This window comes from Streptomyces sp. NPDC001450 (genome assembly GCF_053597295.1).
Genome location: NZ_JBSFHY010000021.1, coordinates 101,088 through 127,540 on the forward strand (window position 1 = coordinate 101,088; position 26,453 = coordinate 127,540).

Consider the following 26,453-nt stretch of genomic DNA (forward strand, 5'->3'; position numbering starts at 1 on the left):
CTTCAGCCGGTGATCAATTCTGCTGAATAGACTGCCCATGTCCAGTGCCCGTCGGCACGCAGATTTCGAACCTTGGGGAGATCCCGCCGTGACCGAGCCCCTCTCCGACAACACCGCCGATGTGATCGTCGTGGGCGCGGGGCCAGCCGGCTCCACCACCGCGTACCACCTCGCCAAGGCCGGACTCGACGTCCTCCTGCTGGAGAAGACCGAGTTCCCCCGGGAGAAGGTCTGCGGTGACGGCCTCACCCCGCGCGCGGTCAAGCAGCTCGTGGCGATGGGCATCGACATCTCCGAAGAGGCCGGCTGGCTGCGCAACAAGGGCCTGCGCATCATCGGCGGCGGCTCGCGACTCCAGCTGGACTGGCCGGATCTCGCCGCCTACCCGAACTACGGTCTCGTCCGCAAGCGCGACGACTTCGACGAGCAACTCGCCCGCCAGGCCCAGAAGGCGGGAGCGCGGCTCTTCGAGCTGTGCAACGTCAGCGGGCCGGTCATCGACGACCGCACGGGCCGTATCACCGGCGTTAAGGCCAAGCTCGGCGAGGAGAAGCGCGAGGTCACCTTCCACGCGCCGCTCGTCGTCGCCGCCGACGGCAACTCCACCCGGCTGTCCCTGGCGATGGGCCTGCACCGCCGCGAGGACCGCCCGATGGGCGTCGCGGTGCGCACGTACTTCACCTCGCCGCGCCACGACGACGACTACCTGGAGTCCTGGCTGGAACTGTGGGACCGCCGCGGCCCCCAGGACCGTCTGCTGCCCGGCTACGGCTGGATCTTCGGCATGGGCGACGGCACTTCCAACGTGGGCCTCGGCGTGCTCAACACCTCCGCCGCCTTCAAGGAGCTGGACTGGCGCGAGGTCCTCAAGGCCTGGTGCGCGTCCATGCCGGAGGACTGGGGCTACACCCCCGAGAACATGACCGGCCCCATCCGCGGTGCCGCCCTCCCCATGGCCTTCAACCGCCAGCCCCACTACACCAAGGGCCTGCTGCTCGTCGGTGACGCCGGCGGCCTGGTGAACCCCTTCAACGGCGAGGGCATCGCCTACGCCATGGAGTCCGGCCAGATCGCCGCCGACGTCATCGTCCAGGCCCACGCGCGGGCCACGCCCGCCCAGCGCGAGATCGCCCTGCAGCGCTACCCGCGCGTCCTCAAGGACACCTACGGCGGCTACTACACCCTCGGCCGCGCCTTCGTGAAGCTCATCGGCAACCCGAAGGTCATGCAGATCGCCGCCCAGCGCGGTCTCACCCACCCCCAGCTGATGAAGTTCACCCTGAAGCTCCTGGCGAACCTCACCGACCCGACGGGCGGCGACGCGATGGACCGCATCATCAACGGCCTGAGCAAGGTGGCCCCGAAGGCGTGATCAGGCGCTGAGAGCCGCCGCGTTGGCGGTCCGGCGGGCGAACACCTCCTCCCGCCGGTCCGCCATCTGCCGCAGCGCGTCCTTCTTCTCCCGCTTGGAGAGCCGATCCAGGTAGATGTACCCGTTGGTGTGGTCGGTCTCGTGGGCGAGGCAGCGCGCGAAGTACCCCGTGCCCTCGATGACCAGGGGACTGCCGTCCCTGTCCTGCCCGCGCACGACGGCCCGGTCCGGCCGCGGTACGGCCATGACGGCGCCCGGCACCGACAGGCACCCCTCGCCCTCGTCCAGCAGCCGCCGGCCGCTCAGGGGCGTCTCGAGCACGGGATTGACGATGTGTCCGACATGCCGGTTTCCTTCGTCATCGGGGCAGTCGTACACGAACAGGCGCAGATCGACCCCGACCTGATTCGCCGCCAGTCCCGCCCCCTCGGCGACGTACATGGTGAGGAACATGTCGTCGATGAGCGCGGCGAGGTCGGGCCCGAACTCCGTGACATCCCGGCAGGGCTTGTGCAGGACCTCCTCGCCGACCTCGGTGATACGGCGCACCGCACCGCGCTTGGCCTCGGGGGCGTGACGCGGGTAGTGGTCGGCGGGGCTGCCCTGGACGAATACGCGTGGCATCGCTGTGTCTCCTTGTGTTTGTGAGGATGCTGTGGGTGACAGGGCTGCGGGCTTCCGGCCTCCGGCGCCCCTCCCTACCCTCCGGTACTCATGACAACAGAACACGCGCAGCAGTCATAGGGGCCCGCCGGACACGTGGGCCCTTCCCGGAGGCGCTTCCTGACGGCGGCCGGGGGAGCGGTCGCCGGGGGTGTGGCCGGTGCCGCCGCCTTAGGAGCGGCCTCGACGGCGGCCGCGGCGACCCCGGCCGCCGGCAAGCGGGTCGCCGTCCTCGGCGGGGGAGTCTCCGGCCTCAGCGCCGCCCACGAACTCGCCGAACGCGGCTACGCCGTCACCGTCTACGAGTACTACGACCACCTCGGCGGCAAGGCCCGCTCGATGGACGTCCCCGCCACGGGCGCCGGCGGCCGCAGACCGCTCCCGGGTGAACACGGCTTCCGCTTCTTCCCCGGTTTCTACCGGAACCTGCCGGACACGATGCGCCGTATCCCCGTCCCCGGCAACGCGAACGGCGTCCACGACAACCTCCGCAGCGGCACCGAGGCCCTGTTCGCCCGCGGCTCCGGCCGCCCGGACCTGCACTTCCCCCTGCGACGGGTCACCACCCCGCCCGCGCCCGGGGACATCACCCCGTCCTGGCTCCGCGACCAGATCCTGTCCGTCCTGGATCTCGGCGGCCGCCTGCCGGCCCACGAGGCCGCCTACTTCGCCGACCGCCTCCTGGTCCATCTCACCAGCTGCGACGCCCGCCGCGAGGACCAGTGGGAGAAGACGGCGTGGTGGGACTTCATCCGGGCCGGCGAGATGAGCAGGGAGTACCAGGTTCTCCTCGGCATCGGCCAGACCCGCAACCTGGTGGCCACCCGCGCCGAGATCGCCTCCACCCTCCCCCAAGCTCTCGGCTTCGCTCGAGCAGGGAGGTGCCCCCATCGTCGGCCGCGTCATCATCGAGGCCCTGCTCCTGTGGGGTCTGCTCGGCCGGGGCATGGACGGCGACGCCGACATCGACCGTGTCCTCAACGCCCCCACCAGCGAGGCCTGGATCGACCCCTGGGAGAAGCACCTGCGCTCCCTCGGTGTCGAGTTCGTGCTCGGGACCCAGGTGCGGGAGGTGGTGTACGAGGGCATCCGCGTCTCGGCCCGGGACGGCGGCCAGGAGCGCACGGTCACCGCCGACCAGTACGTCTGCGCGCTGCCCGTCGAACACGCCCGCAAGACCTGGGGCCGGGCCCTGCGCGCCGCCGACCCTCGGCTCGGCCGCTGCGACGCCCTGAAGACCGACTGGATGACCGGCGTCCAGTTCTATCTGCGCACGCCCACACCCGTGGTCCACGGGCACATCAACTGCCTCGACTCACCCTGGGCGGTGACGGGCGTCGGCCAGGCCCAGTTCTGGGACGTGCGGGATTTCGCGCGCGACTACGGGGACGGGCAGGCCCACGACTGCCTGTCCGCGATCATCTCCGAATGGGACAAGCCCGGCATCCTGTACGGCAAGACGGCCCGCGCCTGCACCAAAGAGGAGATCGTCGCCGAACTCTGGGCCCAGCTGAAGGACGGGGTGAATGACTCCGGCAGGACGACGCTCAGGGACGAGGACCGGCTCGGCTGGTTCATGGACCCCGCGGTCACGGGCCTGGGCGGCCCCGACCCGCAGAACCGGGAACAGCTCCTCATCCACCCCACGGGGACGCTCTACAACCGTCCGACGGCGAGGACGGCGGTACCCAACTTCTTCCTCGCCGGCGACTACGTCCGCACGGATGTGGACCTGGCGACGATGGAGGGCGCCAACGAGTCCGCGCGCCGAGCCGTCAACGCCCTCCTGGACGCGGACAATTCGGACATCGAGCGCTGCCGGATCTGGGAGCTGTTCCGCCCGCCCGAGATGGAACCGCTCAAACGCGTCGACGAGCTGCGCTACCGGCTCGGTATACCCAACACCTTCGACCTGGGATGAGCCCAATGGGGGGAATTCGCACGGATCGCCCCGGAGATGACCGGAATCGCGGATGAGGGCACGGGATGTGCCCGAAGGGCCGCTGCCCCCGAGCGGCTGCGGCCCTACGCGCGTGAGTGGCGTGCGGAGTGCTCAGAGCACCCGCACGGCGCCGGTCGGCGGGTCGTACGACAGTGGCTTCTCCACGATGCCGGTGGACGGGTTCTGCGCACCGACGAACATGCCGTCGCCGGCGTAGATCGCCACGTGGTACGCGCTGCCCGCGCTGCCCCAGTAGAGGATGTCGCCCGGCTGCAGGTTGCTCAGCGAGACCTGGGTGCCCTGGGTCGACTGGTCCTGGGAGACGCGCGGCAGGCTGACGCCGACCTGCTTGAAGGCGGCCTGGACGAGGCTGGAGCAGTCCCACGCGTTGGGGCCGGAGGCACCCAGAACGTAGCTCTTGCCGATCTGCGCCTTGGCGAAGGCGAGGACCGCCGCGGCCGAACCGGTGGCCGTGGACGTGCTGGTGGAGGTGCTGGTGCTCGCCGTGGTGGAGAGCGTCGTCCGCTCCGCGCTGCGCGAGGCACGCTCGGCGGCTGCCTTGCGGGCGGCCTCCTGAGCCTTCTTCTTGGCCTCCGCCGCCTTCTGCTTCGCGTCCGCGAGGTCCGCCTTGGCCTGCTTCGCGGCGTTTGCGGCGGCCTGGTCACGCTCGGCCTGCAGCTGGTAGTTCGCGGCGGCCTGCTGCGTGGCGTCCGCGGACTGGGCGACCTGAGCGGCCAGGTCGGCCGTCAGGGTGGGCAGTTCGAGGGTCTGCGTCACCGGCTCGGCAGCGTTCGCCGAACCGGACGCCCCGGCGACTGCCAGGGTGCCGAGGACGCCACCGGCAACTCCGGCCCGCACGGCGATGGTCGACGCGCCGCTGCGGCGGGGCTTCCGGTGGCTGCGTATGTGAGCGGTGTGGGACATGGGAATAACCGGTACCAGGGGCTCCTTCATATCTTCAAGAAACGTGTGCTGCGCCACAGTTGTTCAATCGAGACCTCGAAGCCCGGGCGTGTCGCTCTTTATTGACGCCGTAACGGACATTACGGACGACCGTGATCAAGCCCTTGATCACGGTCTTTGATCATTACGTCCGAATTGCCCCGCACCTACCACTGGTTCGGATGGATGGCCAAGCCCGGTTCTCAGGCCGCTCTCATGGATGTGGCGGAGGTCACGGAACGGTTACCGGATGGGTGGCGTCATGCGCGGGCGGGAGCTCGTGAACGTGTGCACGCATTCGCCGCCCGTCCACATCCCGCCTCGGAGCTCCCCCTGATGTGTGAATGCGGTCCTCTATCAGGGCGCCGGGTCCAGCACCAATTTGCATGCAGCGGAACTCTCTTGATATGGAGACGCCCCCTGTGGCCTGCGGCGACGAGCGAAAATGTCACTTCTGGTGATCACCTGAACGCTTCGCGTACGAAGATCACCCATCATCCGACTTCATGATCCTTCGTCAGGTGGTGGAGATCACAAAGCTTGTGTAATACCCCGTGTCGCAGATCACAGAGCGTCGGGCATAAGATGCGAGGCAGTTGGGCTTGTGACCTGCTTCACATGTTCTCGATCTTCGCCCGGGACGAGCGGGGCTCGTGGGACCGGTGAGGCGGGTGTGAGCCCAGTGCAACCGCCACCAGTCAGTGCCGACTGAGAGGAGCGAGGAGCGGTGAACGCCTATGCGCCCATCCTCGTACTGGGAGCCCTCGGGGCAGGCTTTGCGATCTTCTCCGTGGTCATGGCCACGCTGATCGGTCCGAAGCGGTACAACCGCGCCAAGCTCGAGGCCTACGAGTGCGGCATCGAGCCGACCCCCACGCCGGCCGGCGGCGGGCGCTTCCCCATCAAGTACTACCTGACGGCGATGCTCTTCATCGTCTTCGACATCGAGATCGTCTTCCTCTACCCCTGGGCCGTCACCTTCGACGCCCTGGGGATCTTCGGGCTCGTGGAGATGCTGCTCTTCGTGCTCACCGTCTTCGTCGCGTACGCGTACGTATGGCGGCGCGGCGGCCTGGAATGGGACTGAGGGGCCTTTAGAGACATGGGACTCGAAGAAAAGCTGCCGAGCGGCTTCCTGCTGACCACCGTCGAGCAGGCCGCGGGCTGGGTGCGCAAGGCGTCCGTCTTCCCCGCCACCTTCGGCCTGGCGTGCTGCGCCATCGAGATGATGACCACCGGCGCCGGCCGCTACGACCTCGCGCGCTTCGGCATGGAGGTCTTCCGCGGCTCGCCGCGCCAGGCGGACCTGATGATCGTCGCCGGCCGGGTCAGCCAGAAGATGGCGCCGGTGCTCAGGCAGGTCTACGACCAGATGCCCAACCCCAAGTGGGTGATCTCCATGGGCGTCTGCGCCTCCTCGGGCGGCATGTTCAACAACTACGCGATCGTGCAGGGCGTCGACCACATCGTCCCCGTCGACATCTATCTCCCCGGCTGCCCGCCCCGGCCCGAGATGCTGATGGACGCGATCCTCAAGCTCCACCACAAGATCCAGACCTCCAAGCTCGGTGTGAACGCCGAGGAGGCGGCCCGCGAGGCGGAGGAGGCGGCGCTCAAGGCCCTGCCCACGATCGAGATGAAGGGGCTGCTGCGGTGAGCGACGCGAACGGCACCAACGGCGCAAACGGGTCCGCGAACGGGGTGAACCCCGAGAAGGACCTCTCCGCCTCCAACCTCCCCGGCCAGCGCGGCCAGGGCGGCGAGGAGATCCGCGTCCAGCGCGGCATGTTCGGCGCCGACAACGGCGGCGACACCTCCGGCTACGGCGGTCTGGTCCGCTCGGTCCGACTCCCGGGACCGGCGAACCGGCCCTACGGCGGCTGGTTCGACGAGGTCGCCGACGAGCTGGAGGGCGCCCTGGAGGAGCAGGGACTCCTCCCCGAGAACGCGATCGAGAAGACGGTCGTCGACCGGGGCGAGATCACCTTCCACATCGAGCGCGAGCACCTGGTCCGCGTCGCCCGCACCCTGCGCGACGACCCGGCCCTGCGCTTCGAGCTGTGCACGGGCGTCAGCGGCGTCCACTACCCGAGCGACAAGGGCCGCGAGCTGCACGCCGTGTACCACCTGCGCTCGATCACGCACAACCGGCTCGTCCGCCTCGAGGTCAGCGCCCCCGACAGCGACCGGCACATCCCGTCCCTGGTCTCCGTCTATCCGACCAACGACTGGCACGAGCGCGAGACCTTCGACTTCTTCGGGATCGTCTTCGACGGTCACCCGGCCCTGACGCGGATCATGATGCCGGACGACTGGCAGGGCCATCCGCAGCGCAAGGACTACCCCCTCGGCGGCATCCCCGTCGAGTACAAGGGCGCCCAGATCCCGGCTCCGGACCAGCGGAGGTCGTACTCGTGAGCACGCAGTCAGCATCCGCGGCCTCCGCCGCCTCGGCGCGCGAGACCACCGAGGGCACCGTATACACGGTCACCGGCGGCGACTGGGACGAGGTCGTCCAGTCCGCGGCCCGCGCCGACGACGAGCGCATCGTCGTCAACATGGGCCCCCAGCACCCGTCCACCCACGGAGTGCTCCGTCTGATCCTGGAGATCGAGGGCGAGACGGTCACCGAGGCCCGCTGCGGCATCGGCTACCTCCACACGGGCATCGAGAAGAACCTCGAGTACCGCACGTGGACGCAGGGCACCACGTTCGTGACGCGCATGGACTACCTGACGTCCTTCTTCAACGAGACCGCCTACTGCCTGGCCGTCGAGAAGCTCCTCGGCATCGAGGACCAGATCACCGAGCGCGCCAAGATCATCCGGGTGCTCCTGATGGAGCTGAACCGGATGTCCTCCCACCTGGTGTGCATCGCCACCGGCGGCATGGAGCTGGGCGCCACCACGATCATGATCTACGGATTCCGTGATCGTGAAATGATTCTCGACATCTACGAGCTCATCACGGGCCTGCGCATGAACCACGCGTACATCAGGCCCGGCGGACTCGCCCAGGACCTGCCGCCCGGGGCGGTGGACCAGATCCGTGAGTTCGTGAAGAAGATGAAGAAGAACCTCCCGGAGTACGACAAGCTCGCCACCGGGAACCCCATCTTCAAGGCCCGTATGCAGGACATCGGCTACCTCGACCTGGCCGGCTGCATGGCCCTCGGCGCCACCGGCCCGATCCTGCGCTCCACCGGCCTGCCGCACGACCTGCGCAAGGCCCAGCCGTACTGCGACTACGAGACGTACGACTTCGACGTCCCGACCGCCGACAGCTGCGACTCCTACGGCCGCTTCCTGGTCCGCCTGGAGGAGATGCGCCAGTCGCTCAGGATCGTCGAGCAGTGCCTGGACCGGCTCCAGCCCGGCCCGGTCATGGTCGCCGACAAGAAGATCGCCTGGCCCGCCCAGCTCGCCCTCGGACCGGACGGACTCGGCAACTCCCTCGACCACATCAAGAAGATCATGGGCACCTCCATGGAGGCCCTGATCCACCACTTCAAGCTGGTCACCGAGGGCTTCCGTGTCCCGCCCGGACAGGCGTACGCGGCCGTCGAGTCGCCCAAGGGCGAACTCGGGGTGCACGCCGTCTCCGACGGCGGCACCCGTCCCTACCGGGTCCACTTCCGTGACCCGTCCTTCACCAACCTGCAGGCCATGGCGGCGATGTGCGAGGGCGGCCAGGTCGCCGACGTCATCGTCGCCGTTGCGTCCATCGACCCCGTGATGGGAGGCGTCGACCGGTGACCACCAGTTCCTCGGAGCGGGGCGTCAGCCTGGGCATGCCCGAACTGCCCGCACCCGCGTATCCGGACGACGTCCGGGCCCGGCTGGAGGCGGACGCGCGCGAGGTGATCGCGCGCTATCCCGACTCCCGGTCCGCCCTGTTGCCGCTGCTCCACCTCGTGCAGTCGGAGGAGGGCCATGTCACGCGCACCGGAATGCGGTTCTGCGCGGACATGCTGGACCTCACCACCGCCGAGGTCACCGCCGTCGCCACCTTCTACACCATGTACCGGCGCAGGCCGTCCGGTGACTACCAGGTGGGCGTGTGCACCAACACGCTGTGCGCGGTGATGGGCGGCGACGCGATCTTCGAGACCCTTCAGGAGCACCTGGGCGTCGGCAACGGCGAGACCACCGACGACGGCAAGGTCACCCTGGAGCACATCGAGTGCAACGCGGCCTGCGACTTCGCGCCGGTCGTGATGGTCAACTGGGAGTTCTTCGACAACCAGAACCCCGGCAGCGCCAAGCGCCTGGTCGACGACCTGCGTGCCGGACGGCCCGTGCAGCCCACGCGCGGGGCGCGGCTGTGCACCTTCAAGGAGACCGCGCGGATGCTGGCCGGTTTCCCCGACGAGCGGCCAGGGGCCGTCGAGGAGAGCGGCAGTGCGGGACCCGCTTCGCTGGTGGGCCTTCGCCTGGCAAGGGGAGAGGCCGCACCCGCGCGCGTGGTCCATCCGCGCGGCCAGGAATCACAGGACACTCCGTCCGCGGGCCAGGCCGAGGAGGAGGGGGAGTGATGACCGTGACCGAACTCAAGGACACCAGCCCCGAGAAGCTGCTCGCACCCGTGCTGTCGGCCTTCTGGGACGAGGACCGGTCCTGGACTCTGGACGTCTACCGGAGGCACGAGGGGTACGAGGGGCTCCGCAAGGCGCTCGCCATGTCGCCGGACGACCTGATCGCGTACGTCAAGGACTCAGGTCTGCGCGGGCGCGGCGGCGCGGGATTCCCGACCGGAATGAAGTGGCAGTTCATTCCCCAGGGTGATGGAAAACCGCACTATCTAGTTGTCAACGCCGACGAGTCGGAGCCCGGGACCTGCAAGGACATCCCGCTCCTCTTCGCGAACCCGCACAGCCTCATCGAGGGCATTGTGATCGCGTGCTATGCCATCAGGTCGTCGCATGCCTTCATCTATCTGCGTGGTGAAGTCGTCCCCGTTCTGCGGCGGTTGCACGAGGCCGTGCGCGAGGCCTACGCGGCGGGCTACCTCGGCGAGAACATCCTGGGCAGCGGACTCGACCTCGAACTCACCGTGCACGCCGGCGCCGGCGCGTACATCTGCGGTGAGGAGACCGCACTGCTCGACTCGCTCGAAGGCCGCCGTGGTCAACCGCGGCTCCGTCCCCCTTTCCCTGCGGTCGAAGGGCTCTATGCCTGCCCGACTGTTGTGAACAACGTCGAGTCGATCGCGTCGGTTCCCGCCATCCTGAAAAACGGCAAGGAATGGTTCAGGTCGATGGGGAGCGAGAAGTCGCCCGGCTTCACGCTCTACTCGCTCAGCGGTCACGTCGCGAGCCCCGGCCAGTACGAGGCGCCGCTCGGCATCACGCTCCGCCAGCTCCTCGACATGAGCGGCGGCATGCGGCCCGGGCATCGCCTCAAGTTCTGGACGCCGGGCGGCTCCTCGACGCCGATGTTCACCGACGAGCACCTCGACGTCCCTCTCGACTACGAAGGAGTGGGCGCCGCGGGTTCCATGCTCGGCACGAAGGCCCTGCAGTGCTTCGACGAGACGACCTGCGTGGTGCGGGCGGTGACCCGCTGGACCGAGTTCTACGCCCACGAGTCCTGCGGCAAGTGCACACCGTGCCGTGAAGGGACGTACTGGCTGGTGCAGTTGCTGCGGGACATCGAGGCCGGCAAGGGCGTCATGTCCGACCTCGACAAGCTGAACGACATCGCCGACAACATCAACGGCAAGTCCTTCTGCGCCCTCGGCGACGGCGCGGCCTCACCGATCTTCTCCTCACTGAAGTACTTCCGCGAGGAGTACGAGCAGCACATCACGGGCCGGGGCTGCCCCTTCGACCCGGCCAAGTCGACGGCCTGGGCGGACCGCCCGGAGGTGAACGCATGACCGTGACCACCAGTGCTCCCTCCGGAGGGGGGCAGGCGGCGGTCCCGCCGGAGGACCTCGTCACGCTGACGATCGACGGCGCGGAGATCAGCGTGCCCAAGGGCACCCTGGTCATCCGGGCCGCCGAGCAGCTCGGCATCGAGATCCCCCGCTTCTGCGACCACCCCCTCCTGGATCCGGCCGGTGCCTGCCGCCAGTGCATCGTCGAGGTCGAGGGCCAGCGCAAGCCGATGGCGTCCTGCACGATCACGTGTACGGACGGGATGGTCGTGAAGACCCACCTCACCTCCCCGGTCGCCGAGAAGGCCCAGCACGGTGTGATGGAGCTGCTGCTCATCAACCACCCGCTGGACTGCCCGGTCTGCGACAAGGGCGGCGAGTGCCCGCTGCAGAACCAGGCCATGTCGCACGGCAACGCGGAGTCCCGCTTCGAGGGCCGCAAGCGGACGTACGAGAAGCCCGTCCCGATCTCCACACAGGTGCTGCTCGACCGTGAGCGGTGCGTGCTGTGCGCCCGCTGCACCCGCTTCTCCAACCAGGTCGCGGGCGACCCGATGATCGAGCTGCTGGAGCGGGGCGCGCTCCAGCAGGTCGGCATCGGCGAGGGCGACCCCTTCGAGTCGTACTTCTCCGGGAACACCATCCAGATCTGCCCGGTCGGCGCGCTCACCTCCGCGGCCTATCGATTCCGCTCCCGCCCCTTCGACCTCGTCTCCTCGCCGTCGGTGTGCGAGCACTGCTCCGGCGGCTGCGCCACCCGCACCGACCACCGGCGCGGCAAGGTCATGCGGCGGCTCGCCGCCAACGACCCCGCGGTCAACGAGGAGTGGATCTGCGACAAGGGACGCTTCGCGTTCCGGTACGCGCAGCTCAAGGACCGCCTCGACACCCCGCTCGTGCGCAACGCCGAAGGTGTCCTGGAGCCCGCCTCCTGGCCGGAGGCGCTGGAAGCGGCCGCGCGCGGGCTGACCGCCGCCCGTTCCCGGGCCGGTGTCCTCGTCGGCGGCCGCCTGACCGTCGAGGACACCTACGCGTACAGCAAGTTCGCACGCGTGGCGCTGGACACGAACGACATCGACTTCCGCGCGCGCGTGCACAGCGGCGAGGAGGCCGACTTCCTGGCTGCCCGGGTGGCCGGCCGCGGCCGTGACCTCGACGGCACGGGCGTCACGTACACCTCCCTGGAGAAGGCGCCCGCCGTCCTGCTCGTCGGGTTCGAGTCGGAGGAGGAGGCGCCCGGCGTCTTCCTGCGGCTGCGCAAGGCCTGGCGCAAGCACAAGCAGCGGGTGTTCTCGCTGGCCACACACGCCACCCGCGGCCTGGAGAAGGCGGGCGGCACGCTGCTGCCGGCCGCTCCCGGCACCGAGACCGAGTGGCTGGACGCCCTCGCGAGCGGTGTCGGCCTGGAGGAGCCCGGCACGGAGGCCGCCGAGGCCCTGCGCGCCGAGGGCGCGGTGATCGTCGTGGGAGAGCGGCTCGCCGCGGTGGCCGGCGGACTCACCGCAGCCGTACGCGCCGCCGCCGCGACCGGCGCGCAGCTGGCGTGGATCCCGCGGCGGGCGGGTGAGCGCGGCGCCGTCGAGGTGGGCGCGCTGCCGTCGCTGCTGCCGGGCGGCCGCCCGGCGACCGACCCGCGCGCGCGAGAGGAGGTCGCCGCCGCCTGGGGGCTCTCCGAACTGCCCTTGCGCTACGGCCGCGACACCGACCAGATCATCGAGGCAGCCGCCACCGGCGAACTGTCGGCCCTGGTGGTCGCCGGTGTCGAGGCCGCCGACCTGCCCGACCCGGCACGCGCGCGTGAGGCCCTCGACAGCGTCGGCTTCCTGGTGTCGCTGGAGCTGCGGCCCAGCGAGGTCACCGAGCGCGCCGACGTCGTCCTGCCGGTCGCCGCGGTCGCCGAGAAGGCCGGCACCTTCCTCAACTGGGAAGGCAGGGTCCGCTTCTTCGAGGCCGCGCTCAAGCCCGACCAGATGACCCGCCGCCCCGCCCCCACCGACGGGCGCGTGCTGCAGATGCTGGCCGACGCCATGGACGTCCACCTGGGCCTGCCGGACCTGCGCACCGCGCGCGCGGAGATCGACCGGCTCGGCGCCTGGGACGGTTCCCGCGCCTCCGAGCCCATGGAGACCGCGGCCGCGCTGCCCCGCCCCGCCGCGGGTGAGGCCGTACTCGCCGGACACCGGCTGCTGCTCGACCACGGTGTCCTGCAGGAGGGCGACGAGGCGCTCGCCGGCACCCGGCACGCCGCACGCGCGCGCGTGTCCGCGGCGACCGCCGCCGAGGCCGGCGTCGGTGACGGCGAGCTCCTCGCCGTCACCGGATCGGCCGGCACGGTCGAACTCCCCCTCCAGGTCACCGAGATGCCCGACCGGGTGGTCTGGCTCCCACTGAACTCCGTCGGCTCGGGCGTCGCCTCCGACACCGGCGCGCAGCCCGGCACCCTCGTCCGCATCGGCCCGGCGGCACCCGCCGACGCGGCCCCCAAGGAGGTGGAGGCATGAGCCCGTACCTCTCCGCTGAAGACCTCTCGATGTTCGGCCGCGACCCCTGGTGGCTGGTCGTCATCAAGGCGGTGTTCTGCTTCGCCTTCCTGATGGTGACCGTGCTGTTCTCCATCGTCTGGGAGCGCAAGGTCGTCGCCTGGATGCAGCTGCGCATCGGCCCCAACCGGCACGGTCCCTGGGGCATGCTCCAGTCGCTCGCCGACGGCGTGAAGCTGATGCTCAAGGAAGACATCATCGTCAAGCGCGCGGACAAGGTGGTCTACGTCCTCGCGCCGATCGTCGCGGCCATCCCGGCCTTCATGGCGATCGCGGTGATCCCCTTCGGCCCGGCCGACGACGAGATCTCGATCTTCGGTACGCGCACCACGATGCAGCTGACCGACCTGCCGATCGCGATGCTCTACATCCTCGCGGTCGCCTCCGTCGGCATCTACGGCATCGTCCTCGCGGGTTGGAGTTCCGGATCCACCTACCCGCTGCTCGGCGGCCTCCGCTCCTGCGCGCAGATGATCTCCTACGAGATCGCCATGGGTGCCGCGTTCGCCTCCGTGTTCCTCTACTCGGGGTCCATGTCGACGTCGACGATCGTCGAGCAGCAGCAGGACCGCTGGTACATCCTGCTGCTGCCGGTCTCCTTCATCCTCTACATCGTCACGATGGTCGGCGAGACCAACCGCGCCCCCTTCGACATGCCGGAGTCCGAGGGCGACCTGGTCGGCGGTTTCAACACCGAGTACTCCTCGATCAAGTTCGCGATGTTCATGCTCGCCGAGTACGTGAACATGGTGACGGTCTCGGCCGTGTCGACCACCCTGTTCCTCGGCGGCTGGCGCGCCCCGTGGCCGATCTCCGCCTTCTGGGAGGGCGCGAACCACGGCTGGTGGCCGCTGCTCTGGTTCGTCATCAAGGTCCAGCTGCTGCTGTTCTTCTTCATCTGGCTGCGCGGCACGCTCCCGCGCGTGCGCTACGACCAGCTGATGAAGCTCGGCTGGAAGGTCCTCATCCCGGTCTCGGTGACCTGGCTGATGCTCGTCGCGACCGTGCGGGCGCTGCGCAACGAGAACTACGACTTCGCCGACATCGCCCTCTACGTCGGCGGAGGGGTCCTGGCCCTGCTGCTGATCTCCTTCGTCGCCGACATGTTCCGCGAGAAGGCGAAGACGGCCGAGCAGCCCGCCGCCCAGCAGCCCGGGTTCGACGCGATGGCGGGCGGATTCCCCGTACCGCCGCTGCCCGGACAGGAACTGCCGCCGGTGCCGAGGCGCAGCCCGCGCCGGGACCGGGAGCTGATTGTCAGTGGCGGGTCGGACACTGTCAGTGACGGATCTTCGGATGGAAAGGAGGCGTCCGATGGCTGAGGAGCCCAAGGAGCCCGGGCAGACGAAGCCTGGCTTCCAGAACCCCGTGGCCGGCTTCGGCGTGACCTTCAAGGCCATGTTCAAGAAGCGGCTGACGGAGCAGTACCCGGAGCAGCACAAGACCACGGCTCCGCGGTTCCACGGACGGCACCAGCTCAACCGCCATCCGGACGGCCTGGAGAAGTGCGTCGGCTGTGAGCTGTGCGCCTGGGCATGCCCCGCCGACGCCATCTACGTGGAGGGCGCCGACAACACCGACGAGGAGCGCTACTCCCCGGGCGAGCGGTACGGCCGCGTCTACCAGATCAACTACGCCCGCTGCATCCTGTGCGGGCTGTGCATCGAGGCGTGCCCCACGCGCGCGTTGACGATGACCAACGAGTTCGAGCTGGCCGACTCCAGCCGCGCCAACCTCATCTACACCAAGGAGCAGCTGCTCGCCGGCCTCGAAGAGGGCATGGTCGACACGCCTCACGAGATCTTCCCGGGGACCGACGAACAGGACTACTACCGGGGACTGGTGACGGAGGCCGCGCCGGGGACCGTACGGCAGGTGGCCGTCTCCAAGGGTGAACAGCCTCAATCGGCAGGCCCTTCGGGCGCGGCGGAAGATCAGGAGGTGGACGCATGAGCCCGCAGCTCGCGGCCTACACCACCTCCACCGGTGAGGCCTTCCAGTTCTGGGTCCTCGGCACGATCGCGGTGGTCGGCGCCCTGGGCACCGTCTTCATGAAGAAGGCCGTGCACAGCGCGCTCAGCCTCGCCGGGACCATGATCGTCCTGGCGGTCTTCTACCTCGCCAACGGCGCCTACTTCCTCGGGATCGTGCAGATCGTCGTCTACACCGGCGCGATCATGATGCTGTTCCTCTTCGTGGTGATGCTCGTCGGCGTCACGGCCGCGGACTCGCTGAAGGAGACCATCAAGGGCCAGCGCTGGCTGGCTCTTCTGTGCGGGGTCGGCTTCGGCGTCCTGCTGTTCGCCGGTATCGGGAACGCCTCCCTGAAGGAGTTCGACGGCACCGGCCAGGCGAACGCGCACGGCAACGTGGAGGGCCTCGCCGCCCTCATCTTCACCAAGTACGTCTTCGCCTTCGAAATCACCGGTGCCCTGCTGATCACGGCCGCCGTCGGCGCCATGGTGCTCACCCACCGCGAGCGCACCGAGCGCGCCAGGACGCAGCGCGAGCTGGCCGAGCAGCGCGTCCGCGAGGGCAAGCACGTACCGCCGCTGCCCGCCCCCGGTGTCTACGCCCGGCACAACGCCGTGGACATCGCGGGCCTGCTGCCCGACGGCACCCCCTCCGAGCTGACCGTCAACAAGACGCTGCGCGAGCGCGGCCAGATCCGTGACGTGTCGGCGGAGGCGCTGGGCGACCTGCGGGCCCTGGAACAGCGCGCCGAGGAGCGCCTGGAACGGACCGAGATCGAGCCGACGACGTTCAAGCGGTCCGAGGAGGCGTCGAAGTGAACCCCGTCAACTACCTCTACCTCGCCGCTCTTCTGTTCACCATCGGCGCGACCGGGGTGCTGATCCGGCGCAACGCGATCGTCGTGTTCATGTGCATCGAGCTGATGCTCAACGCCTGCAACCTCGCGTTCGTCGTCTTCTCCCGGATGCACGACAACCTCGACGGCCAGATCATCGCCTTCTTCACGATGGTCGTCGCCGCCGCGGAGGTCGTGGTGGGCCTCGCGATCATCGTGTCGCTGTTCCGCACCCGCCACTCGGCCTCGGTCGACGACGCCAGCCTGATGAAGCTGTAAGGGGTCGGAAGAATCGTGGAGAACCTGATCGCGCTGCTCATCGCGGCGCCCCTGCTCGGAGCGGCCGTCCTCCTGGTCGGCGGCCGGCGGCTGGACGCCGTCGGCCACTGGATCGGCACGCTCCTGTCGGCCGCCTCCTTCGTGTTCGGCCTGATCCTCTTCGCCGACCTGCTCGGCAAGGACGCCGAACACCGCACCCTGACCCAGCACCTGTGGACGTGGATCTCGGTCGGCAGCTTCCAGGCGGACGTCACCTTCCGCCTCGACCAGCTGTCGATGACGTTCGTCCTGCTGATCACCGGCGTCGGCTCGCTGATCCACCTGTACTCGGTCGGGTACATGGAGCACGACGAGCGGCGCCGCCGCTTCTTCGGCTACCTGAACCTGTTCCTCGCGGCGATGCTGCTGCTCGTCCTCGCCGACAACTACCTGTTGCTGTACGTCGGCTGGGAGGGCGTCGGTCTCGCGTCCTACCTGCTGATCGGATTCTGGCAGCACAAGCCCAGCGCGGCCACGGCGGCGAAGAAGGCCTTCCTGGTCAACCGCGTCGGCGACATGGGCCTGTCGATCGCGATCATGCTGATGTTCACCACCTTCGGCAGCTTCGCCTTCGGCCCGGTCTTCAGCCACGCCGGTGACGCCTCCGAGGGCAAGCTCACCGCGATCGGCCTGATGCTGCTGCTCGCCGCCTGCGGCAAGTCGGCCCAGGTGCCACTGCAGTCCTGGCTCGGGGACGCGATGGAGGGCCCGACCCCGGTGTCGGCCCTGATCCACGCCGCGACGATGGTGACCGCGGGTGTGTACCTGATCGTCCGCTCCGCGGCCATCTTCAACCTGGCTCCGGACGCCCAGCTGGCCGTCACCGTCGTCGGCGCGGTCACGCTCCTCTTCGGTGCGATCGTCGGTTGCGCGAAGGACGACATCAAGAAGGCGCTGGCCGGCTCGACCATGTCGCAGATCGGCTACATGATCCTGGCCGCCGGCCTCGGCCCCATCGGCTACGTCTTCGCGATCATGCACCTGGTGACGCACGGCTTCTTCAAGGCCGGGCTGTTCCTCGGCGCCGGTTCCGTCATGCACGGCATGAACGACGAGGTCGACATGCGCAGGTACGGCGGCCTCCGGAAGTACATGCCGGTCACCTTCGTCACCTTCGGTCTCGGCTACCTGGCCATCATCGGCTTCCCGTTCCTGTCGGGCTTCTTCTCCAAGGACGCGATCATCGAGGCGGCCTTCGCGAAGGGCGGCACCCAGGGCTGGATCCTCGGCGGCGCGGCCCTGCTGGGCGCGGCCATCACCGCCTTCTACATGACGCGCGTGATGCTGATGACGTTCTTCGGCGAGAAGCGCTGGCAGCCGGACGAGAACGGCAACGAGCCGCACCCGCACGAGTCGCCCAAGGTCATGACGATCCCGATGGTCCTGCTCGCGTTCGGGTCGGTCTTCGCCGGTGGGCTGTTCAGCATCGGTGACCGCTTCCTGCACTGGCTGGAGCCGGTCACCGGCCACAGTGAGGGCCACTCGCCGGTCAGCGCGGCCACGGTCACGGGCGCGACGATGGTGTGCCTGGTCATCGGCGTCGGCATCGCCTGGGCCCAGTACGGCCGCAAGCCCGTCCCGGCCGTCGCCCCGCGCGGATCGCTGCTCACCCGGGCCGCCCGGCGCGACCTGCTCCAGGACGACTTCAACCACGTCGTCCTGGTGCGCGGCGGCGAGCACCTCACGCGCTCCCTGGTGTACGTCGACCACACCCTGGTCGACGGCGTCGTCAACGGCACGGCGGCCGGCTTCGGCGGCCTGTCGGGCCGGCTGCGCCGGGTCCAGAACGGCTTCGTCCGTTCCTACGCGGTCTCGATGTTCGGCGGTGCGGCACTCCTGGTCGCCGCGACCCTGCTGATGAGGGCGGTCTGATACCGATGTCCTTTCCTCTGCTGACAGCGACGGCGGCGCTCCCGGCCATCGGGGCCGTCGCCACGGCCGCCGTACCGGCCGCACAGCGCACCGCCGCGAAGTGGCTGGCGCTGCTGGTCTCGCTCGCCACGCTCGCCCTGGCGATCACCGTCCTGGTCCGCTTCGACCCGGACGGCGCCCGCTACCAGCTCACCGAATCGCACGCCTGGATCGCGGACTTCGGGGTCCGCTACGAGCTGGGCGTCGACGGCATCGCGGTGGCGCTCGTCGCGCTGACCGCGCTGCTGATCCCGTTCGTGATCCTCGCCGGCTGGCACGACGCCGACCCGCTGGAGACCGGCAGCCGCCGCTGGCGGCCCACCCAGGGCTTCTTCGCGCTGATCCTGGCCGTCGAGGCGATGGTGGTCATCTCCTTCGAGGCCACCGACGTCTTCCTCTTCTACATCTTCTTCGAAGCCATGCTCATCCCGATGTACTTCCTCATCGGCGGCTTCGGGGACCGTGCCCACGAGCACGGCGAGAAGGCGGCCGCCACCCAGCGGTCGTACGCGGCGGTGAAGTTCCTGCTCTACAACCTGGTCGGCGGCCTGATCATGCTGGCCGCGGTGATCGGCCTCTACGTGGTCGCCGGGAACTTCAGCCTCCAGGAGATCGTGCAGGCGCGCGCCAACGGCTCGCTGCACATGGCGACGAACACCGAACGCTGGCTGTTCCTCGGCTTCTTCTTCGCCTTCGCGGTGAAGGCGCCGCTGTGGCCGCTGCACACCTGGCTGCCCAACGCCATGCAGGAGGCCACCGCCCCGGTCGCCGTCCTCATCACCGCGGTCGTCGACAAGGTGGGCACCTTCGCGATGCTCCGCTTCTGCCTCCAGCTGTTCCCGGGAGCCAGCAAGTGGGCGACGCCCGTCATCCTCGTACTGGCGCTCATCAGCATCGTCTACGGAGCCCTGCTCGCCGTCGGGCAGCGGGACATCAAGCGACTGGTTGCCTACGCGTCGATCTCGCACTTCGGCTTCATCATCATGGGCATCTTCGCGATGACCACCCAGGGCCAGTCCGGCGCCACGCTCTACATGGTCAACCACGGCATCTCCACGGCCGCGCTGATGCTGGTCGCCGGCTTCCTTATCTCCCGGCGCGGCTCGCGCCTCATCGCCGACTACGGCGGTGTGCAGAAGGTCGCCCCGGTGCTCGCCGGCACCTTCCTGATCGGCGGCCTCGCCACCCTCTCGCTCCCCGGACTCGCGCCGTTCGTGAGTGAGTTCCTGGTCCTGGTCGGCACGTTCACGCGCTACCCGGCGATCGGCATCATCGCCACCTTCGGCATCGTGCTCGCCGCGCTCTACACCCTCGTGCTGTACCAGCGCACGATGACGGGCCCGGTCAAGCCCGAGGTCTCGGCGATGCCCGACCTCCGCGCGCGCGAGCTGGTGGTCGTCGCCCCGCTGATCGTGCTGCTGATCTTCCTGGGCGTCTACCCGAAGCCCGTCACGGACATCGTCAACCCGGCGGTCAAGCAGACCATGTCCGACGTACACAAGACCGATCCCAAGCCCTCGGTGGAGGCGGCAAAGTGAGCGCAACAGCCGTCCACAGCCTGTGGACAACCGCGGCCGAGCCGATCTCGAAGATCCCCACGCCGAAGATCGAGTACGGGCAATTGTCGCCGACCTTGATCGTCCTCGGCGCGGCGCTGGTCGGGGTGTTGATCGAGGCGTTCGTCCCGCGCCGGTCCCGCTACTACGCGCAGGTGTTCGTGTCCGTCGTGGCCCTCTGTGCCGCGTTCGCCGCGGTGGTCGCCCTGGCGGCCGACGGGTACGGCACCACGAAGGCGCACATCGCGGCCATGGGAGCGATCGCGGTCGACGGGCCGGCCCTGTTCCTGCAGGGCACGATCGTGCTGGCCGGTCTGGTCGGCCTGTTCACCTTCGCCGAGCGGCGCCTGGACCCGGCGGCGCACGGCAACCGGGTCGACTCGTTCGCGGCGCAGGCCGCGTCCGTGCCGGGCAGCGACAGCGAGAAGGCCGCCGTGAAGGCCGGGTTCACCACCACCGAGGTCTTCCCGCTGCTGCTCTTCGCGATCGCCGGCATGCTGATCTTCCCCTCGGCCAACGACCTGCTGACACTCTTCGTGGCCCTGGAGGTCTTCTCCCTGCCGCTGTACCTGCTGTGCGCGCTGGCCCGCCGCAAGCGGCTGATGTCGCAGGAGGCCGCGGTCAAGTACTTCCTGCTCGGCGCGTTCGCCTCGGCGTTCACGCTGTTCGGCATCGCCCTGCTGTACGGCTACGCGGGCTCGGTGTCGTACGCGCGCATCGCGCAGGTCGTCGACGGCACGGTCACCAACGTCGACCCGGCGCTCGCGGGCACCATGGGCAACGATGCGCTGCTGCTGCTCGGCAGCGCCCTGATCGTGATGGGCCTGCTCTTCAAGGTGGGCGCGGTGCCGTTCCACATGTGGACGCCCGACGTCTACCAGGGCGCGCCGACCCCGGTGACCGGCTTCATGGCGGCGGCGACGAAGGTGGCGGCGTTCGGCGCGCTGTTGCGCCTGCTGTACGTCGTCCTGCCCGGCATGCGCTGGGACTGGCGGCCGGTCATGTGGGCGGTGGCGGTCGTCACCATGCTGGGCGGCGCGATCATCGCGATCACGCAGACCGACATCAAGCGGCTGCTGGCGTACTCGTCGATCGCGCACGCCGGATTCATCCTCGCGGGTGTCATCGCGACCTCGAAGGACGGCGTGTCGTCCGTGCTGTTCTACCTGGCCGGGTACTCGTTCGTGACGATCGGTGCCTTCGCGGTGGTCACGCTGGTGCGCGACGCGGGCGGCGAGGCGACCCACCTGTCCAAGTGGGCCGGGCTCGGCCGCCGGTCGCCCCTGGTGGCGGCCGTGTTCGCGGTGTTCCTGCTGGCCTTCGCCGGTATCCCGCTGACCTCCGGTTTCGCCGGGAAGTTCGCCGTGTTCAAGGCGGCGGCGGACGGCGGTGCGGCCCCGCTGGTCGTGATCGGTGTGATCTCCTCGGCGATCGCCGCGTTCTTCTACATCCGGGTGATCGTGCTGATGTTCTTCAGCGAGCCGAGGCCCGAGGGCCCGACCGTGGCCGTGCCGTCGCCGCTGACCATGGCGGCGATCGGGGTGGGCGTGGCGGTCACGGTGGTGCTCGGTGTGGCGCCGCAGTACTTCCTGAACCTGGCGAGCCAGGCGGGAGTGTTCGTGCGCTGACGCTCGCCGTCTCCTACACGCCGCTGCCCGGCGCCCTCGTTCTGGAAGGGTGCCGGGCAGCGGCGTATGTCCGGAGTCACTGCGGCCTCCGCCGGGAACCGCACGGCGGTCCAGCCGCCCTCCGGCGGGGTCGGCCAGCTGGACGTGGACGCCTTCGGTGCGACGCTCATCAGTGCTCCTATAGGACGGAGTCTCGCCGGTCCTTTCAGACTATCGGCGGGAAACGGGCAGGTCTCCCGCGAACGTGTGAACGACCTTCGTGTCCTTGACGTGGAGTGTGCCGGGCAGCCTGTGGATAACTCCGGGACTGTCGGTCCCGCCCCCTATCGTGGAGGCAGCGGTCGAGGGACGACGCACGGGGGACGGACTCGGGGGACAGGACGATGGGCGCGACGGGCGGGATCAGCGAGATGCCAAGGACGACCGAGGGGCCGGGCGCGGACGCGAGCGAGGCGCTGGCCACGCTGCACCGGGTCTTCGGATACGAGGCCTTCCGAGGCGAGCAGGAAGCGATCATCGAGCATGTGGTGGCGGGCCAAGACGCCCTCGTCCTCATGCCGACCGGCGGCGGCAAGTCGCTGTGCTACCAGATCCCGGCCCTGGTCAGACCCGGTACGGGCGTGGTGATCTCGCCGCTGATCGCGCTGATGCAGGACCAGGTGGACGCCCTGCGTGCCCTCGGCGTGCGGGCCGGCTTCATCAACTCCACGCAGGACTTCGACGAGCGGCGCGTGGTCGAGGCCGAGTTCCTCGCCGGCGAGCTGGACCTGCTGTACCTGGCCCCGGAGCGGCTGCGGGTCCAGGCCACGCTCGACCTGCTCTCGCGCGGCAAGATCTCCGTCTTCGCGATCGACGAGGCGCACTGCGTGTCCCAGTGGGGCCACGACTTCCGCCCCGACTACCTGGCCCTCTCCCTGCTCGGCGAGCGCTGGCCGGACGTTCCGCGGATCGCCCTCACGGCCACGGCCACGCGCGCCACCCACCAGGAGATCACCCAGCGGCTGGACCTGCCGAGGGCCCGCCATTTCGTCGCGAGCTTCGACCGGCCCAACATCCAGTACCGGATCGTGCCCAAGGCCGACCCCAGGAAGCAGCTGCTCGCCTTCCTGCGGGAGGAGCACGCGGGCGACGCCGGCATCGTGTACTGCCTCTCCCGCAACTCGGTGGAGCGGACGGCCGAGTTCCTGAGCAGCAACGGCGTCGAAGCGGTGCCCTACCACGCGGGCCTGGACGCGGGCACGCGCGCGGCCCACCAGTCCCGGTTCCTGCGCGAGGAGGGCCTGGTCGTGGTCGCGACCATCGCCTTCGGCATGGGCATCGACAAACCGGACGTGCGCTTCGTCGCCCACCTGGACCTGCCCAAGTCGATCGAGGGCTACTACCAGGAGACGGGCCGCGCGGGCCGCGACGGACTGTCCTCCACCGCCTGGATGGCCTACGGCCTCAACGACGTCATACAGCAGCGCAAGCTGATCCAGTCCGGCGAGGGCGACGAGGCGTTCCGCCGCCGGGCCTCCGCCCACCTCGACGCCATGCTCGCCCTGTGCGAGACCGCCCAGTGCCGGCGCGGCCAGCTGCTGGCCTACTTCGGCCAGGAGCCCTCGGCCGCGGGGTGCGGCAACTGCGACACCTGCCTGACCCCGCCGGAGACCTGGGACGGCACCATCGCCGCGCAGAAGGTGCTGTCGACGGTGGTACGGCTGCAGCGGGAGCGCCGGCAGAAGTTCGGCGCCGTACAGATCGTCGACATCCTGCTCGGCAAGCGCACCGGCAAGGTGATCCAGTTCGACCACGACCAGCTGTCCGTGTTCGGCATCGGCCAGGACCTCGCCGAGGCCGAGTGGCGGGGTGTCATCCGGCAGCTGCTGGCCCAGGGGCTGCTCGCGGTCGAGGGGGAGTACGGCACGCTGGTGCTCACCGAGGCGAGCGGTTCGGTGCTGCGGCGGGAGCGGGAGGTGCCGCTGCGCAAGGAGCCGAAGAAGCCGGCCACCTCGCGGTCGGGTTCGGGTACGGGTTCGGGTGCCTCCTCCGGCCGGGGCGATCGCAAGGCCAAGGCCGCCGAGGTCGAGCTGCCCGACTCGCTGCTCCCCGCCTTCGAGGCCCTGCGCGCCTGGCGCGCCGAACAGGCCCGGGAGCAGGGCGTCCCGGCGTACGTCATCTTCCAGAACGCCACCCTGCGGGAGATCGTCACCCGGTGGCCCGGCTCGGTGCGGGAGTTGGGCACGGTGAGCGGGGTCGGCGAGAAGAAGCTGGCGACGTACGGGGAGGGGGTGCTCGAGGTGCTGAACTCCCTGGACATGCCGGGCGCGGCTGCCGGTGCCACCGCTGCGGCCGGTGCCACCCCTGCGAGCGGCACTTCGCCCGCGCCCGGCGATTCCCCGGAGGACTACTGGCCCGAGCCGGGGGAGGAGCCGGGGGAGGAGCCGGAGCCGGAGGACTGGATGTAGGGCGCCAAGGCCGCGGCGGCAGGCAGCCGCCGGTGGGGTCAGGACAGGGGGTTCAGGGCAGTGCCGTGAGCCCCGGTGCGAACGTGATCAGCAGCGGCAGCAGCGGGACCAGTGCCGCCACCGTCGTCGTCAGGGCCCGGTGCCGGCGGAGCAGGCGCGGTGGGGGCTCCAGGAGGCGGTCCACGCGTTCGCCCAGGAGGCGGCGGCTGGAGTCGCAGGACAGGACGCCGCGGTGCTGGTTCAGCTCGATCAGGGCCAGGGCGGTGGTGAGGTGGCCGCAGCGGCGGGATGCCGTGTCGTCGGCGGCCAGTTCGACGAGCCGGTGCGTCTGGTCGCAGAAGTGCGCGAAGAGCGGGATGTGCGGGAAGCCCGTGGCGAGCGCGGTGGACAGGTGGAGCAGCCAGTCGTGGTGGGCGCGGGCGTGGCCGCGCTCGTGGGTGAGGACCGCGTCCAGCTGATGGTCGGTCAGGCGGTGCAGCGCCCCGGTGGTCACGACCAGCTGGGGCGGGTGGCCCGGCATCCACCAGGCGTCCGGGTACTCGTCCTCCAGCACCAGCATCGGTCCGCGTGCCGCGGGCAGCCCCGCGGGCAGGTCGGGGGCGCGTTCGCGCAGGTGCGCCCGGGTCTGGCCACGGCGGCGGCGGGCCTCGGCGATCTCCCGGGTGAGCATCGCGGTCGTCCAGGCGGCCCCGCAGGCCAGCAGCAGGGTGAGGGCGACGGCCCAGACCGGGGCGGTGGACAGGTCGTACGCGGCGGTGACGGCGGGCGGCGCGGGGGCGAAGACATGGTCGCGGACGGTGTGGAAGACGGCCGCCGCGCCCAGCACGAGTGCGGTCAGACAGCACAGCAGGACCGTGGCAACCAGGCACTGCCACACCCACAACGCGACCACGGGTTCCCGCTCGGGCCAGGCGGCCCGGGTCAGCGCGCGCGGCGCCGGTACGGCGGCCGTCAGGGCGAGGACGCTCAGCAGGAGCAGGCAGACGGTCATGCCGGGGCTCCGGTTCCTGGTCGGAGTGGTGTGCGGGTGTCAGGTGGTACGGGGTGATGCGCCGGGGGCGCGTCGCGTGGTGCGTGTCCCCCGACAGTATGACGGTGAGAGACGGCACGAGTCAGGTGTCGACGGCGATCCGGCTGCCCTCGTTCGCGTCCGGCTTGCCTTGACTCCGAGTTCGGCAGTCCTCCCTCTCCCTACTCCCGCAACGCCCGCCGCACCGCCTCCAGCACCTCTCCCTCCCCGAACCCCAGAGCCCGCGTCCACGCCACGAAATCCTTGGTCACCTCGGCGAGTTCCGCCGCCTCGCGGCGGCGCGCCCCCGCCGGCAGCCGAGCCACCCGCGTCCCCGCGCCACGCCGGGTCAGGATCAGGGATGCCGCCTCCAGCTCGCGGTAGGCCCGGGCGACCGTGCCCGCTGCCAGGCCCAGGTCGGCCGCCAGCTGCCGTACGGTCGGCAGCCGTTCGCCCTCCGGCAGGCGGCCGGTGGTGATCAGGGCGGCGAGCTGGGCGCGGATCTGTTCGTACGGCGGGACGGGGCTCGTCGTGTCGACCCGTACGGCGGCGCCGCTCACCGGCGTAGCCCGCGGTCGGCCGGGCGTGACCACGCCGCCCGGGGCGAGCAGATGGTGAAGAGCAGCCACGGCCCGGTCACCAGCGAGACCAGCACCAGCGGCAACAGCACCACGGTGGCCATGGTCCCCACGGTCCCGTCGCACGACACGCTCAGCAGCGAGGCCGACGCGGTCGTGGCCGCGCCGAGCAGGGAGACCGAGACGACGAGCCCCCACGCCGCGACGATCGCCAGCGTGCGGTCGCGGCGGGCCTGCTCGTCGCCGGGCCGGGTGGCGATCCGCCGCAGCGACCAGCCGCAGGCGACCGTGGCGACGGCGAGGGAGACCAGCATCGGCAGGCCGTAGTACAGCCCGGGCCAGGGGCTGTGCGACTGGGTCACGCCCCGGCAGGTCAGGGTGAGTGAACGGCCCGCCCGCCCCAGGTCGTCCGGCGAGGCCACCACGCCCGCGACCGTCAGCAGCACCACCAGCGCGCCCGCGAGGACAAGCAACAGCCAGGTCATCCGGGGCGGTACGTAGTCCCGGATCCGGCGCGGCGCGAGCCCGGCCGTGCGGACGGCACCCCGGGCCGGTGGGGTCAGTGCGTCGCCCACCAGCACGCCGGCCACCCCGCAGAGGCCGAACGTCGGGATGGCGTACAGGGCCCCGTCCCCGTGGTCGAGTGTGGACAGCGAGAAGGCCGCGAGCGCGCCCGTGGCCAGGCCCGTCAGGCGGGCGTAGCGGTCGACGGGCGCGCGGGACGCCGGAGCGGTCGTACCAAGGTCGGGCTTGGACATCAGGAAACCCCCGTGAAAGCACATGTCTTGTACTCACCGCTTGTATCAAGCGGTGAGTACAAGATGGCGCCCCCGGAAGGCTTGTGTCAACTCCTTGCTACAA

At 69.8% G+C, this 26,453-nt stretch carries 22 protein-coding genes and 1 pseudogene; 18 read left to right on the forward strand and 5 right to left on the reverse strand.

The genetic code is table 11. The features are described from left to right. Positions 1-37 precede the first annotated feature (37 nt). Complete coding sequence (locus ACWC5O_RS23590) at positions 38-1,372, forward strand: geranylgeranyl reductase family protein (protein ID WP_450585286.1); 1,335 nt, start codon at positions 38-40, stop codon at positions 1,370-1,372. Here ACWC5O_RS23590 and def read toward each other — a convergent pair whose 3' ends face one another. Next, positions 1,373-1,996, reverse strand: a complete 624-nt coding sequence (gene def / locus ACWC5O_RS23595; RefSeq protein ID WP_450585284.1) for a peptide deformylase — start codon at positions 1,994-1,996, stop codon at positions 1,373-1,375. Between the two features lie 192 nt (positions 1,997-2,188). Between def and ACWC5O_RS23600 the strand changes: the two are divergent. Both ACWC5O_RS23600 and ACWC5O_RS23605 read left to right on the forward strand, forming a co-directional pair. Then, positions 2,189-2,749 (forward strand): annotated as a pseudogene (locus ACWC5O_RS23600) (FAD-dependent oxidoreductase); the annotation flags it as partial. 232 nt (positions 2,750-2,981) lie between these two features. Next, complete coding sequence (locus ACWC5O_RS23605) at positions 2,982-3,956, forward strand: FAD-dependent oxidoreductase (RefSeq protein ID WP_450585282.1); 975 nt, start codon at positions 2,982-2,984, stop codon at positions 3,954-3,956. A gap of 132 nt (positions 3,957-4,088) precedes the next feature. Here the strand turns inward: ACWC5O_RS23605 and ACWC5O_RS23610 are convergent, their stop codons facing one another. Beyond that, positions 4,089-4,901: a C40 family peptidase gene (locus ACWC5O_RS23610; protein ID WP_450585280.1), complete on the reverse strand. Its 813-nt coding sequence runs from the start codon at positions 4,899-4,901 to the stop codon at positions 4,089-4,091. A gap of 745 nt (positions 4,902-5,646) precedes the next feature. Here ACWC5O_RS23610 and ACWC5O_RS23615 point away from each other — a divergent pair. The 15 genes from ACWC5O_RS23615 to recQ all read left to right on the forward strand — a co-directional run bounded on the left by ACWC5O_RS23615 (position 5,647) and on the right by recQ (position 24,005). Next, positions 5,647-6,006: an NADH-quinone oxidoreductase subunit A gene (locus ACWC5O_RS23615; protein ID WP_003992243.1), complete on the forward strand. Its 360-nt coding sequence runs from the start codon at positions 5,647-5,649 to the stop codon at positions 6,004-6,006. Positions 6,007-6,021: 15 nt separating this feature from the next. Continuing rightward, on the forward strand, positions 6,022-6,576 hold the full coding sequence (locus ACWC5O_RS23620) for a NuoB/complex I 20 kDa subunit family protein (protein WP_023547484.1): 555 nt from the start codon (positions 6,022-6,024) through the stop codon (positions 6,574-6,576). Beyond that, positions 6,573-7,337 (forward strand): NADH-quinone oxidoreductase subunit C, encoded by a 765-nt coding sequence (locus tag ACWC5O_RS23625; RefSeq protein WP_450585278.1) that lies wholly within the window; start codon positions 6,573-6,575, stop codon positions 7,335-7,337. The genes ACWC5O_RS23620 and ACWC5O_RS23625 overlap by 4 nt, the downstream gene beginning before the upstream one ends. After that, positions 7,334-8,674 carry an NADH-quinone oxidoreductase subunit D gene (locus ACWC5O_RS23630; RefSeq protein ID WP_450585276.1) on the forward strand — a complete coding sequence of 447 codons (1,341 nt, stop codon included), beginning with the start codon at positions 7,334-7,336 and terminating at the stop codon, positions 8,672-8,674. The genes ACWC5O_RS23625 and ACWC5O_RS23630 overlap by 4 nt, the downstream gene beginning before the upstream one ends. Then, entirely contained in the window at positions 8,671-9,453 is a 783-nt protein-coding gene (gene nuoE, locus ACWC5O_RS23635; RefSeq protein ID WP_450585274.1) for an NADH-quinone oxidoreductase subunit NuoE, read from the forward strand. Before ACWC5O_RS23630 ends, nuoE begins: the two co-directional genes overlap by 4 nt. Continuing rightward, positions 9,453-10,796, forward strand: coding sequence for an NADH-quinone oxidoreductase subunit NuoF (nuoF, locus tag ACWC5O_RS23640; protein WP_393467403.1), 1,344 nt, complete (start codon positions 9,453-9,455; stop codon positions 10,794-10,796). Before nuoE ends, nuoF begins: the two co-directional genes overlap by 1 nt. Further along, positions 10,793-13,297 (forward strand): NADH-quinone oxidoreductase subunit G, encoded by a 2,505-nt coding sequence (locus tag ACWC5O_RS23645; protein ID WP_450585272.1) that lies wholly within the window; start codon positions 10,793-10,795, stop codon positions 13,295-13,297. The genes nuoF and ACWC5O_RS23645 overlap by 4 nt, the downstream gene beginning before the upstream one ends. Beyond that, complete coding sequence (gene nuoH, locus ACWC5O_RS23650) at positions 13,294-14,658, forward strand: NADH-quinone oxidoreductase subunit NuoH (protein WP_450585270.1); 1,365 nt, start codon at positions 13,294-13,296, stop codon at positions 14,656-14,658. The genes ACWC5O_RS23645 and nuoH overlap by 4 nt, the downstream gene beginning before the upstream one ends. Continuing rightward, a complete protein-coding gene (gene nuoI / locus ACWC5O_RS23655; protein WP_450585268.1) occupies positions 14,651-15,289 on the forward strand; it encodes an NADH-quinone oxidoreductase subunit NuoI in 639 nt (212 codons plus the stop codon). Before nuoH ends, nuoI begins: the two co-directional genes overlap by 8 nt. Next, a complete protein-coding gene (locus ACWC5O_RS23660) occupies positions 15,286-16,128 on the forward strand; it encodes an NADH-quinone oxidoreductase subunit J (protein ID WP_450585266.1) in 843 nt (280 codons plus the stop codon). The genes nuoI and ACWC5O_RS23660 overlap by 4 nt, the downstream gene beginning before the upstream one ends. Continuing rightward, the gene (gene nuoK, locus ACWC5O_RS23665) at positions 16,125-16,424 is read left to right on the forward strand and encodes an NADH-quinone oxidoreductase subunit NuoK (RefSeq protein WP_386577119.1); all 300 of its coding nucleotides are present in this window, start codon (positions 16,125-16,127) and stop codon (positions 16,422-16,424) included. Before ACWC5O_RS23660 ends, nuoK begins: the two co-directional genes overlap by 4 nt. 15 nt (positions 16,425-16,439) lie before the next feature. Continuing rightward, entirely contained in the window at positions 16,440-18,335 is a 1,896-nt protein-coding gene (gene nuoL / locus ACWC5O_RS23670; RefSeq protein WP_450585264.1) for an NADH-quinone oxidoreductase subunit L, read from the forward strand. Between the two features lie 5 nt (positions 18,336-18,340). Continuing rightward, positions 18,341-19,912 (forward strand): NADH-quinone oxidoreductase subunit M, encoded by a 1,572-nt coding sequence (locus tag ACWC5O_RS23675; protein ID WP_450585263.1) that lies wholly within the window; start codon positions 18,341-18,343, stop codon positions 19,910-19,912. Next, positions 19,909-21,558 carry an NADH-quinone oxidoreductase subunit NuoN gene (nuoN, locus tag ACWC5O_RS23680; protein ID WP_450585261.1) on the forward strand — a complete coding sequence of 550 codons (1,650 nt, stop codon included), beginning with the start codon at positions 19,909-19,911 and terminating at the stop codon, positions 21,556-21,558. The genes ACWC5O_RS23675 and nuoN overlap by 4 nt, the downstream gene beginning before the upstream one ends. 383 nt (positions 21,559-21,941) lie before the next feature. Next, positions 21,942-24,005, forward strand: coding sequence for a DNA helicase RecQ (recQ, locus tag ACWC5O_RS23685; RefSeq protein ID WP_450585259.1), 2,064 nt, complete (start codon positions 21,942-21,944; stop codon positions 24,003-24,005). 52 nt (positions 24,006-24,057) lie between these two features. Here the strand turns inward: recQ and ACWC5O_RS23690 are convergent, their stop codons facing one another. The 3 genes from ACWC5O_RS23690 to ACWC5O_RS23700 form a co-directional block, all read right to left on the reverse strand. Continuing rightward, positions 24,058-24,996 (reverse strand): M56 family metallopeptidase, encoded by a 939-nt coding sequence (locus ACWC5O_RS23690; RefSeq protein ID WP_450585257.1) that lies wholly within the window; start codon positions 24,994-24,996, stop codon positions 24,058-24,060. 200 nt (positions 24,997-25,196) lie between these two features. After that, entirely contained in the window at positions 25,197-25,574 is a 378-nt protein-coding gene (locus ACWC5O_RS23695) for a GntR family transcriptional regulator (protein ID WP_450585255.1), read from the reverse strand. Next, complete coding sequence (locus ACWC5O_RS23700) at positions 25,571-26,350, reverse strand: hypothetical protein (RefSeq protein ID WP_450585254.1); 780 nt, start codon at positions 26,348-26,350, stop codon at positions 25,571-25,573. Before ACWC5O_RS23700 ends, ACWC5O_RS23695 begins: the two co-directional genes overlap by 4 nt. Positions 26,351-26,453 lie beyond the last annotated feature (103 nt).